Origin of the sequence: Mycobacterium asiaticum, assembly GCF_001673365.1 — a bacterium.
Taxonomy (GTDB): domain Bacteria; phylum Actinomycetota; class Actinomycetes; order Mycobacteriales; family Mycobacteriaceae; genus Mycobacterium; species Mycobacterium asiaticum_A.
In genome coordinates this window covers 18,854-30,143 of sequence record NZ_LZLS01000189.1, presented here as the reverse complement: position 1 = coordinate 30,143, position 11,290 = coordinate 18,854, and the positions used below count along the sequence as shown (strand labels likewise).

The following is an 11,290-nucleotide window of genomic DNA, read 5'->3' as shown; positions in this document are numbered from 1 at the left end:
GTATCGGTGGCGCCGGCGGGGTTGGTGGCGCGGGCGGGCTGCTATGGGGTACCGGCGGGGCCGGTGGTACGGGCGGATCCGGCGGCCAGGGAGGTGACTCCGGCACCATCACCGGCTTCGCCACCGGCAGCGGCCCGCAAACCGAAGTGCACGACATTCTCAACACTCCATCCGGCATCCTCGCCGGTGGCGCCGGCGGCGGCGGCGGCTCCGGGGGTGCCGGAGGCGCTGGTGGGGATGCTCAGTTGATCGGTGACGGCGGCCGGGGCGGTAACGCCGGCGCTCCTGGCCTCGGGGGTCAGGGCGGCGCAGTCAGCCCTGCCGGGTCGGGAAGTCCGGGCGGTTTGGGCTTGCCGGGGAGTCCAGGAGCGCCCGGGCCCGGCGGCAACGCCGGACAGCTCTACGGCACACCCGGGACATCCGGAGCTTCAGGATGAGGTGCTAAGGCCAGCGTCCCGATCGGGTGGTCATGGTAAACGCGTCGGGGGCCGACCAGCACTTGTCCCGATTCTATTGGGCGACAAACGATTCGATCACCGGTCAACGGATCCTGACTTGGCGTCGAGCCTGCCGATCATCGAGCCAGGCGGCAAGCAATGCTGCCGGCCGATGGCGGTGATGATGATGATGCCGATGGGCGTCGTGGACCATTTGCATTGTTTTTGAGGATGTTTGAGACGTGACGGTGCGCGGTCCAGAACACTCGGCGAACAGCTTGAAACAAAAATCTGTTCCGGTTACGCTCGCAACGAGGCGCGGGGCGGAAGGGGAGTTATGGCCAACGAGTCCGGCATTGCCCACCGGAACGGTGCGACCTGTGAGGTGGCGGAAACGGTGCGGCCCTACTACACAGCGGTTGGCCGTGAAGAGGCCATTTTCAAGGCGGCCTACCGCCAGGGTCTGACACTTCTCCTCAAAGGGCCGACGGGCTGCGGCAAGACTCGTTTCGTGGAGGCGATGGCGCATGACCTCGGCAGGCCGCTGATCACCGTCGCCTGTCACGACGATCTCACCACCGCGGACCTCGTGGGCCGGTACCTGCTGCGCGGCGACGAGACAGTATGGGTGGATGGCCCGCTGACCCGGGCGGTGCGCGAGGGTGCGATCTGTTATCTCGACGAAGTGGTGGAGGCGCGGCAAGACACCACGGTCGTGCTGCACCCGCTCGCGGACCACCGCCGACAGCTTCCGATCGAGCGTCTGGGTGTGACGCTGGACGCGGCACCCGGATTCGGCTTGGTGGTCTCGTACAACCCCGGTTATCAAAGCGTGCTCAAAGACCTCAAGGATTCGACCCGCCAGCGCATGGTTGCCATCGAATTCGGTTTTCCGGCACCGGATCTCGAAAATCAGATCGTTGCACACGAGGCGGGCGTGGACGCGGCCACGGCTACGGAATTGGTGCGTTTTGGGCAGGCCATCCGACGGCTGGAGACCGGCGGGTTGAGGGAGGTGGCATCAACGCGGGTTCTCATTGCGGCGGGCAGGCTTGTCGCAGAGGGCCTGCCGATGGCGGAGGCGGCGCGGGCGGCCATCGCTGGGCCGCTCACCGACGACTTGGCGGTGGGCCGGGCGCTCGACGAGATGGTCAACATGTATCTCGGGGCCGGCCCGCGATGATTGACGCTGCATAACACCGTCGCTAGGGTCAGAACAAATATTAGGTCGAGGCGTCGAACCGTCGTCGTGCGCTCGTCCACCGGGAGGCCAAATGTCCTACGAAAGCACCGCGGAGCCGATCAAGGTCGGCTACTTGATGGACTTCAAGCTCCCACCAGGGTTCCCAGAGGAGCTGTTCGCCTCATTCACCCAGAGCTTCGATCTCATTTTCGAGGAGGCCGTCGCACAAGGCGTGATGGACCGTCGGGTGCAGATGATCTATCGCGAAGTGGAGGGCCTGCCCAAGGGTTCGGTCAAGGCGGTGATCGACGCTTACGGCGAACTCGTCGACGAGGGCTGCCTGGTGGTGTTCGGGCCGAACATCACCGATAACTGTGTTCCGTTGCGGGAAGCCATCGAGGAGCGGTTCAAGGTCCCCGCGATCAGTGTGACCGGTACCGACGACTGGCTGGGTGAATGGACTTTCGCATTCCCCCAGGGATCGATGACCGATGAACCGATCTTCCTGGCCGACCTGATCGCCAAACGAGGACTCTCCGAGGTCGGTGTGCTGGTCGAGCAGAGCCTGATTGGCGAGAGCTACCTGAAGAACCTGCGAAGTGCGTGCCGGCGCAGAGGGATTCGGATCGTCGCGGAAGTCAGCATCGCTCAAACCGCTCAGGACATCAACGCTGCGGTGCAAACGCTGCACGAGGCGAAGGCCGAGGCGATCGTGCACCTGGGTTTCGGCTTCGGCGTCGTGTTCATCAACCCGGCGCTGGAGTCCGTGGGCTGGGACCCACCTCGCTTCACCACCACCGCGTGGCAGAACGCCTGGGTGAACCCCATCATGTGGAACGCGTTCGTGGGCTGGATTGGCGTCGACCAGTACGACGAGGCGAACCGGATCGGACAGGATTTTCTCGACACCTACGCCAGCAAGTACGACGGCAGTCGCCCCGAGTTCTGTGTGACCGTGGTCAACCGCGACGTCGCGGCGACCCTCGTGCGCGCATTCAGCGACGCGCACCCACTCAGCCCGCGCGGGGTCAAAGAGGCGCTGGAGCGCGTGAAGATGATGCCCGCCGCATCCGGTGCGCCGGGTACCCGGGTGTCGTTCGGCAAGTGGACCCGACGGGCCTGGATGGGTGCCGGTTACCTGGTGGCGCGGACGCTGGACGCCGACGGCGTCAACTCGCATCTGGTCGATCGCTTCGGCGAGGAAGGCTGACCGAAGTGACGACCGAAACCCCGCTGCCCGCAGAAACCGATACCGCCGAACCCCGCGCCGGCCGAAAAGTCAACTGGGGACGTTGGATTGCCGGCGCAGCCGTGGCGGCGTTCGCGCTCATGTTCATCGCGGTCAGTCGCACCGAACTCGACCCGCGCGTCGCCAACCCCAATGTGGAAGGCCGGCCGCGCCCGGTCCGGTTCATCTTCGGGTTGGACTACATCACCTTCTTGGAAGTCTCGACCATCGTCATGCTGCTCGTGCTGCTGGTGGTCTTCATCAGGGGGTGGCGACGCAATCCGGGCAGCCCGGTGATGTTGATGTTTCTGTGCACCACCTTGATCGTGTGGCAGGACCCGATCATGAACTGGGCCCCGTTCGCGGTGTACAACCCCGATCTCACCCACTGGCCGGAGTCCTGGCCGCTGGTGTCGTTGTCGCCGACGGTGGAACCGTTCGTCGTATTCGGTTATGTCACTTTCTATTTCGGACCGTACTTCCCGGCGGTCTGGCTGTTGCGCAGACAGCAGGCCAAACGCGGCCCCGAGGCGTTCGTTTCCCGGCACCCCCTGATCAGCCTGGGCTTGATCACCTGCGTGATCGGCTTCATCTTCGACGCTTGGCTGGAGATCCAACTCGTCCACACCGGCATGTACATCTACTCGCAGGTGATCCCGTGGGGCTCGCTGTTCACCGGCACGACATTCCAGTTTCCGCTGATCTGGGAATCGTTCTCGGTGACGTTCGTGATGGTCCCGGCGGCGATCCTGTGCTACCGCGACGACACCGGAAAATCGGTGGCCGAGAAGCTCGCTGCGAAAGCCAAACTATTCCGGAGCCGACCGGCACTCGGCACGTTTCTGGTGATGTTCGTGATTATCAACGTGTCCTACTTCGCCTATGGCAGCTGGTTCGCGATCATCAAAGCCAGTGGTGCGGCGACTTCGGTGGCGTGCCCGTGGCCGTACCCCGAAGCCAAGGTCTATGACCCGCAAGGGTTTTACGAGAAGGCCGGCGCCGAAGGACCGTATTCGGTAGGGATCTGGTCGACCTGGATGAGCGGGCAGCCCAACGGACGGCCGCACGTCGACCCGCCGCCACCGGGTCAAGGAGCGTGCGCTGCGGCGAATGGCAAGAATGGCTGAGCCACGCGCGGTGGTAATCACCGGGGCGTCACGCGGGTTGGGGTTCGCCTCGGTCGTGCGTCTTTATCGCGAAGGATGGCGGGTGGTCGCGGCAATGCGGGCACCCGATTGCGGCATGCCGCTGTTACGGGCGGCCGCCGGGGCATCCGACGACGACGACCGGCTGATTCCGGTGCAGCTCGAACTCACTGACGCCGCGTCGATCGCCTTGGCTGCCAAGGCAATCGACGAAGCCGTCGGGGCACCGTACGCTGTGGTGCACAACGCGGGAATCTCCGCCGCGGGAATGGTCGAAGAGACAGATATAGCGTTATGGCAGAAGATGTTTGCGACCAGCATCCTCGGCCCCGTCGCGCTGACCCAGGCGTTGCTTCCGGCGATGCGGACGGCGGGCCAAGGGCGCATCGTGCTGGTCGCCAGCGCCGCCGGGGTGCGGGGTCAGCCGGGGACCGCGCCGTACTCGGCGGCCAAGGGCGCCTTGGAACGGTGGGGTGAATCGCTCGCCGGTGAGATCGCGCCGTTCGGCCTAGGTGTCACCGTCCTGGTAGCGGGCACCTACGACACCGAGATCATCACCGACGTGGGCACCACCGATGACCGCAATTTCGACGGCCCGTACGCCCGACTGCACGACACCATGAACACCCGCGGGCGCTTTGCCGTCAGCTTCGCCAGACCGCCCGAGCGATTTACCGACGGACTTCTCAAGGCACTTGACGACCGCAAGCCGTTCCGCCGCCGCGCCGTCGGTGTTGACGCTTCGATGTTGTTGGCGTTCAACAGGATTCTGCCTGCTTCGGGTATGCACCACCTGTCACGGATCGTGCTGGGCATACCCAAGCAGGGTTCGATGCGGGGTGGCGCGTATCCACTGACAGTGACTCAGCGTCTGGCAGCGCTGCGTGCTCGACTTTCCGGCAAACCCACGGGGGAGTAGCAATGGAGCAGCTTTTCGACGACTTGGAGGATTTCGGCGCTTTCGACGCCGCGATTTCCGGCGACGTTCGCGACCCGTACACCGAGTTGGCGCGGTTGCGCCGCGAGGAACCGGTGCAACGCCTCGAGACGTCTGGTGCTCTCCCGCACGAGGAATCACTGCCGATGTTCATCGTGTATCGCCACGAAGACATCCAGCAGATGCTGCGCGACAACGAGACCTTTTCGTCGGCAGCCGTCATCGCGGCCTTCGGTCCCGTGCTCGGTGAGCACGTCATGCTCGGCATGGACGAACCGGTGCACGGCCGGCTGCGGTCTTTGGTGTCAAAGGCGTTCTCGCAGAAGTCATTGGCGCGCTGGCAAGACGAATTGGTCGGCAGGGTGGCGAACAGTCTGATCGACAATTTCGCGCCAAATGGCAAGGCGGACTTGGTGAAGGAGTTCACCTTCGACTACCCGAGCCAGATCATCGCGGGGCTGTTGGGTTTACCGGAAGAGGACTATCCACAGTTTCAACGATGGTCGATCTCGCTGCTGAGTTGGCTGATGAACCCCGAGCGCGGGCTGGCCGCGGCGGCCGCATTGTGTGAGTACTTCGCACCCATCTTGGAGGCGCGCCGCGCCGAGCCGAAAGAGGATCTGATCAGCGCCCTGGGTGCGGCAGAGATCGACGGTGAGAAGCTCGCGGACGAAGAGATCTTCTCGTTCCTGCGCCTGCTGCTGCCCGCGGGGGTGGAGACAACCTACCGGTCGCTGGGCAGCCTGCTGTTGGCGTTGCTCTCGGATCCCGTTCAGTTGGCGGCGATCCGCGCCGATCGGTCGCTGCTGTCGCAGGCGATCGAAGAGGGAGTGCGTTGGGAGTCGCCGTTGCTGACGATTACCCGGGTCGCGACCCGGGACACCGAACTCGGTGGGGTCGCGATCCCGGCCGGCGCCACGGTGATGCCAATGCTGGGATCGGCCAACCGGCAGGAAGATCGCTATCCGGATCCGGACAAGTTCGACATTCACCGGCAAGCCAGGGCCCACCTGGGTTGGGGTTACGGTGTGCACGTCTGCCTGGGTATGCATCTGGCCCGGCTGGAGATGCGTACCGCGATCAATTTGTTGCTGGACCGGCTGCCGAATCTGCGGCTGGACCCCGATGGCGACGACCCCCATGTCCGAGGTCAGGTCTTCCGCTCGCCGACCTCGGTACCGGTGTTGTTCGACCCTCAATAGGGTTGTAACTTGCCAATCGGCTAGTTTCCAGTAAGGCTCTCCGTAGGGTCCTCAACGAGTGCAAAGAGAGTGACAGATATGGCTGACACTGTAAAGGTCCGGTTCGAGCCGAAGATGATGATCGACGGCAAGCTCGTCGACGGCCAGGCTGGCACCTTCACGAACATCAACCCGGCGACCGAGGAACCGCTCGGCGAGGTTGCCGACGCCTCCAAGGAGGACATGCACCGGGCCATCGACGCCGCGCGGCGCGCCTTCGATGAGTCCGACTGGTCGACCAACCGGGAGTTGCGCAAGCGTTGCTTGTTGCAGTTGCACGACGCGATCGAGGAAGAGAAGGAAGAGCTGCGCGAGGAGCTGATCCTCGAGGTCGGATCGCCGCGGGCGATCACCTTCGGGCCGCAATTGGACGCCCCGCTGCAAGACGGCCTGAAGTACCCCGCGCGGCTGATCGACGAGTACGCCTGGGAAACCGATCTTGGTGACCGGGTGATCAGTCTTACCGGTGCCAACACCACCATCAAGGTGTGGCGGGAACCGGTGGGCGTGGTCGGCGCGATCGTGCCGTGGAACTTTCCGTTCGAGGTCACCCTCAACAAGCTCGGCCAGGCACTGGGGACCGGCAACACCGTCGTGCTCAAGCCGGCGCCGAACACCCCGTTCAACGCGACCCGGCTGGGCCGACTGATCGCCGAAAAGACCGACATTCCAGCGGGTGTCGTCAATGTCGTCACCGCATCGGATCACTTTGTCGGCGAAGAGCTCACACTGTCGCCCAAGGTCGACCTGATCTCGTTTACCGGCTCGACGGTGGTGGGCCAGCGGATCATGGAAAAGGGCGCCGCCACCATGAAGCGGCTGTTCCTGGAACTCGGTGGCAAGTCGGCCACGATTGTGTTGGAAGACGCCGACTTCGGGCTGGCGTGTGCGATCGGCATCGCGCCCTGTATGCACGCCGGGCAGGGTTGTGCCAACCCGACCCGGATGCTGCTGCCGCGGTCGCGCTACGACGAGGGCGTGGCGATCCTGCAAAGCATCTACGAGAACGTCACGTGCGGTGACCCGCAGGACGCCGGAACCCTTTGCGGTCCGGTGATTTCGGAGCGGCAACGCGATCGGGTGATGGGCTACATCCGCAAGGGAGTCGAAGAAGGAGCCACCGCTTTGGTCGGCGGACCCGACGCCGAAACCGGATTCGACAAGGGATTCTTCGTTCGCCCAACCCTTTTCACCAACGTCGACAACTCGATGACGATCGCGCAGGAAGAGATCTTCGGCCCGGTGCTGTCCGTGATCCCGTTCGACGACGAGGAAGACGCGATCCGGATCGCCAACGACAGCCGGTACGGCCTGGCCGGCAACGTCATGTCGGGCTCGCTGGAGCGCTCACTGGCGGTGGCGCGTCGGATCCGGGCCGGCTTCATGGGCGTCAATGGCGGCGCCGCATATGGCGCCGACGCGCCATTTGGCGGCTACAAGTACAGCGGCGTGGGACGCCAGAACGGCGTGGCCGGTTTCGACCAGTACACCGAAGTCAAGTCGGTGGGATATCCGGCCGGTTCGTAACGCACCGCCCGGTGCGGAGAGTCGAACGCCGCCGTCAATGGGGTTCGTCGTCGTCGGGTGCCAATAGCTTCTCGGGATGATGGAAGGTGTTGATTCTGGGCTGTCCACGGTCCAGGTGTGCGGGTGGTAGCCATTCGGTGTGGCCTTTGGTGTTGGTGCGGGTTTTCCATCCTTTTTCGGCGAGGCGGTTGTGGGGTCCGCAGGCCAGGGTGAGGTCGGTGATGTCGGTGCGGAGGGTGTTGGTCCAGCCGCTGACGTGGTGCACCTGAGAGTGGTAGGCCGGTTCGGTGCAGCCCGGCTTACTACAGCCACGGTCCTTGGCGTACAACAACAGTCGCTGTGCAGGGGAAGCCAGCCGCTTGGCGTGGTACAACGCCTGCGGTTTGGCGCCGTCGAAGATCGCCAGGTAGTGGTGCGCGTGGGCGGCTAGGCGGATCACATCAGAGATCGGCAGCACTGTGCCGCCGCCGGTGCGGGCTTTGCCGGTGCCGGTTTCGAGGTCTTTGAGACTGGTGGTGACCACCATCGTGACGGGTAGCCCGTTGTGTTGGCCGAGGGTGTCTGATCCGAGCAGGGTTTTGAGTCCGGTCAGGAGGCCGTCGTGGTGGCGTTGGGCGGTGCTGCGGGTGTCGCGTTGGGCCGCGTCCTCGCCGGCTTGCCCGTCGAGTATCGGGGTGTCATCGGCGGGGTTGCACATGCCGGGTGCGGCCAGTTTGGCTTGCAGGGCTTCATAGGTGGCGCGGAACTCGGGTGAGACCAGCCCACTCAGGCGTGACATGCCGTCGGCTTGCTGCGGTCCCAGCGTAATGCCGCGTTTGCGGGCGCGCTCTTGGTCGGAGAATTCCCCGTCCTGGTTGAGCAAGTCCATGACCTCTTTGGCGTACTGGATCAATTCGTCGGGACGAAAGTGGCTGGCTTTGTCGGCCAGGTCGGCCTCGGCCTGTTCGCGGGTACCGACATCGACGTTGGCCGGCAGGTGGGCGAAGAAGCTGCGGATCACCCGGATGTGACCGTCCCCGATGAGTCCTGCGGCGTGCGCGGCGGCCGTCGCGGTCAACTGTGGTGCCAGCGGCTGCCCGGTCAAGGCACGACGCTGGCCGAGATCGTCGGCTTCGGCGATGCGTCGGCCGGCTTCCTTTTTGGTGATATGTAGCCGATCGGCCAGTGCCTGGGGCAATGTGTCGCCCAATTCCTGCTCGGTGGCCTGGGCCGCGAGCTGATTGATCAGTGTGTGCTGCGGCGCACGCAAGCGGCGTCCGAGCCGTTCGAGAGTTTCGAGCAGTGCCATCCGGTCAGCGGTGGTGAGTGCTTCGAAACTCAGGTCACCGAGCAGCTTGGCATCGTGGCGCAGCGCGTCGAAGACCTCGACGATCTCCTCACGCGTGCTCATGACAGAAATTCTACGAACCACCACTGACAAGTAACTTCGCCGAAAAGTCTTGCTATCTCCGGTGATATCGATCCTGCGCAGCGCAGCGCGACACGAGGTGGGACGTCTTGCTAGCAGCATCCTGAGCTCGGCCAAAAGCATAGGTTCTATAGCTAAATGGCACCCCGCCCCCGCATCGGCCAACGCGTTGGTTGACAATCGAAGGACATAACACGTGTCAAAGGAGACATTCTCATGGCTGAAGCGGTCATCGTCGAGGCAGTGCGTTCCCCGATCGGCAAGCGCAACGGGGGGTTGTCCGGGGTGCACCCGGCTGACCTGTCTGCGCAGGTCCTCAATGGTTTGGTCACCAGGGCCGGCATCGATCCCGAGTTGGTCGACGACGTCATCTGGGGATGCGTCATGCAGGCCGGCGAACAGGCCCTGGACATCGGGCGCACCGCGCTGCTGGCCGCCGGCTGGCCCGAGACCGTGCCCGGCGTGACCGTGGACCGGCAGTGCGGGTCCAGCCAGCAGTCCGTGCACTTCGCCGCGGCCGGTGTCGTGGCCGGACACTACGACGTGGTGGTGGCCGGCGGCGTGGAATCCATGTCGCGGACCCCGATGGGTGCCTCGCTGGCCAATGGTGGACGGCCGTACCCGGAGAGCTTCTTGACCCGTTACGAAGGCAAGATCCCCAACCAGGGCATCGGTGCCGAGATGATCGCCGAACAGTGGGGGCTGTCCCGCGAGACGCTCGACCAGTTCTCCCTGGACTCGCACGAAAAAGCTGCTGCCGCACAGGATTCCGGAGCTTTCGACGACCAGATCGTCGGCATCAAGGATGCTGAGGGCAACACGGTCCTCAAGGACGAAGGCATCCGCCGCGGCACCCCGATGGAGAAGATGGCCTCGCTGAAGCCGGCCTTCAAGGAAGACGGCGTGATCCACGCCGGCAACTCCTCGCAAATCTCCGACGGGTCGGCGGCCCTGCTGTTCATGTCCGCCGAGAAGGCCAAAGAGCTGGGCATGAAGCCGATCGCCAAGGTGCACACCGCGACGCTGGCTGGCGCCGACCCGGTGATCATGCTGACCGCGCCGATCCCGGCCACCCAGAAAGTGCTCAAGCGTTCCGGCCTGTCCATCGGCGACATCGGCGCCTACGAGGTCAACGAGGCCTTCGCTCCGGTTCCGCTGGCGTGGCTCAACGACCTCGGTGCTGACGAGAAGAAGCTCAACCCCAACGGCGGCGCGATCGCGCTCGGCCACCCGCTCGGTGGCTCGGGTGCCCGGATCATGACCACGCTGCTTTACCACATGCGGGACAAGGGAATCCAGTACGGTCTGCAAACCATGTGTGAGGGTGGCGGTCAGGCCAACGCCACCATCTTGGAGCTTCTGTGACAGACGCTGTTGATGCGGCCTCCCCGGCCGCATTGACCGAGCGCCGCGGCAATGTGCTGATCATCACGATCAACCGTCCCGAGGCCCGCAACGCGGTCAACGGCGCGGTCAGCATTGCCGTGGGCAATGCGCTCGATGAGGCGCAGCAGGACCCAGAGGTTCGGGCGGTGGTGATCACCGGCGCGGGAGACAAGTCCTTCTGCGCCGGTGCCGACCTCAAAGCGATCTCGCGGCGGGAGAACATCTACCACCCGGATCGGCCCGAGTGGGGCTTCGCCGGTTACGTGCACCACTTCATCGACAAGCCCACCATCGCCGCGGTCAACGGAACCGCACTCGGGGGCGGCACCGAACTGGCGCTCGCGAGTGACCTGGTGGTTGCCGACGAGCGGGCCCAATTCGGGCTCCCCGAGGTCAAGCGGGGGCTGATCGCCGCCGCCGGTGGCGTGTTCCGGATCGTCGATCACTTGCCGCGCAAGGTCGCGTTGGAACTGTTGATGACCGGTGAGCCGCTGAGCGCGACCAAGGCCCTCGAATGGGGCCTGATCAACGAGGTCGTCAAGGAAGGTGCGGTCCTTGAGGCCGCGCTGGCGCTGGCGGCGCGGGTGACCAGCAACGCACCGCTATCAGTGCAGGCCAGCAAGCGCATCGCCTACGGCGTCGACGATGGCGTCATCACGGCGGACGAGGCGGGTTGGGATCGCACCATGCGGGAGATGAAGTCGCTGATCCGCTCCGAGGACGCCCGGGAAGGTCCGCTGGCGTTCGCCGAGAAGCGGGAACCGGTCTGGAAGGCGCGCTAACCCTGGCGAGCAGACG

Annotated in this window: 9 protein-coding genes and 1 pseudogene; 9 read left to right on the top strand and 1 reads right to left on the bottom strand. The window is 64.6% G+C overall.

The window, feature by feature from the left end; all coding sequences use genetic code 11:
* From A5634_RS28755 to A5634_RS21055, 7 genes and pseudogenes are all read left to right on the top strand, one after another.
* A pseudogene (locus A5634_RS28755) lies at positions 1–437 on the top strand (PE family protein); the annotation flags it as partial.
* 337 nt (positions 438–774) lie between these two features.
* Positions 775–1,620: a CbbQ/NirQ/NorQ/GpvN family protein gene (locus tag A5634_RS21080; protein ID WP_065145964.1), complete on the top strand. Its 846-nt coding sequence runs from the start codon at positions 775–777 to the stop codon at positions 1,618–1,620.
* 91 nt (positions 1,621–1,711) lie between these two features.
* Positions 1,712–2,830: an ABC transporter substrate-binding protein gene (locus A5634_RS21075; protein WP_065145963.1), complete on the top strand. Its 1,119-nt coding sequence runs from the start codon at positions 1,712–1,714 to the stop codon at positions 2,828–2,830.
* A 5-nt stretch (positions 2,831–2,835) separates the two neighbouring features.
* On the top strand, positions 2,836–3,975 hold the full coding sequence (locus A5634_RS21070) for a spirocyclase AveC family protein (protein ID WP_065145962.1): 1,140 nt from the start codon (positions 2,836–2,838) through the stop codon (positions 3,973–3,975).
* A complete protein-coding gene (locus tag A5634_RS21065; protein ID WP_065145961.1) occupies positions 3,968–4,912 on the top strand; it encodes an SDR family NAD(P)-dependent oxidoreductase in 945 nt (314 codons plus the stop codon). The genes A5634_RS21070 and A5634_RS21065 overlap by 8 nt, the downstream gene beginning before the upstream one ends.
* Positions 4,913–4,914: 2 nt before the next feature.
* Positions 4,915–6,132 carry a cytochrome P450 gene (locus tag A5634_RS21060; RefSeq protein WP_065145960.1) on the top strand — a complete coding sequence of 406 codons (1,218 nt, stop codon included), beginning with the start codon at positions 4,915–4,917 and terminating at the stop codon, positions 6,130–6,132.
* A gap of 78 nt (positions 6,133–6,210) precedes the next feature.
* A complete protein-coding gene (locus A5634_RS21055; protein WP_065145959.1) occupies positions 6,211–7,698 on the top strand; it encodes an aldehyde dehydrogenase family protein in 1,488 nt (495 codons plus the stop codon).
* 34 nt (positions 7,699–7,732) lie between these two features.
* On the opposite strand, the gene A5634_RS21050 is transcribed toward A5634_RS21055, so the two are convergent.
* Entirely contained in the window at positions 7,733–9,088 is a 1,356-nt protein-coding gene (locus A5634_RS21050; protein WP_065145958.1) for an HNH endonuclease signature motif containing protein, read from the bottom strand.
* A gap of 234 nt (positions 9,089–9,322) precedes the next feature.
* On the opposite strand from A5634_RS21050, the gene A5634_RS21045 reads away from it, so the two are divergent.
* Together A5634_RS21045 and A5634_RS21040 are read left to right on the top strand one after the other, a co-directional pair.
* Positions 9,323–10,471, top strand: coding sequence for a thiolase family protein (locus tag A5634_RS21045; RefSeq protein ID WP_065145957.1), 1,149 nt, complete (start codon positions 9,323–9,325; stop codon positions 10,469–10,471).
* Positions 10,468–11,274, top strand: a complete 807-nt coding sequence (locus A5634_RS21040) for a crotonase/enoyl-CoA hydratase family protein (RefSeq protein WP_065145956.1) — start codon at positions 10,468–10,470, stop codon at positions 11,272–11,274. The genes A5634_RS21045 and A5634_RS21040 overlap by 4 nt, the downstream gene beginning before the upstream one ends.
* Positions 11,275–11,290: the final 16 nt, after the last annotated feature.

Coding starts and splice junctions, on each gene's coding strand:
- A5634_RS21080 (WP_065145964.1), top strand. CDS start 775: ATGGCCAACGAGTCCGGCATTGCCCACCGGAACGGTGCGACCTGTGAG.
- A5634_RS21075 (WP_065145963.1), top strand. CDS start 1,712: ATGTCCTACGAAAGCACCGCGGAGCCGATCAAGGTCGGCTACTTGATG.
- A5634_RS21065 (WP_065145961.1), top strand. CDS start 3,968: ATGGCTGAGCCACGCGCGGTGGTAATCACCGGGGCGTCACGCGGGTTG.
- A5634_RS21060 (WP_065145960.1), top strand. CDS start 4,915: ATGGAGCAGCTTTTCGACGACTTGGAGGATTTCGGCGCTTTCGACGCC.
- A5634_RS21055 (WP_065145959.1), top strand. CDS start 6,211: ATGGCTGACACTGTAAAGGTCCGGTTCGAGCCGAAGATGATGATCGAC.
- A5634_RS21050 (WP_065145958.1), bottom strand. CDS start 9,088: ATGAGCACGCGTGAGGAGATCGTCGAGGTCTTCGACGCGCTGCGCCAC.
- A5634_RS21045 (WP_065145957.1), top strand. CDS start 9,323: ATGGCTGAAGCGGTCATCGTCGAGGCAGTGCGTTCCCCGATCGGCAAG.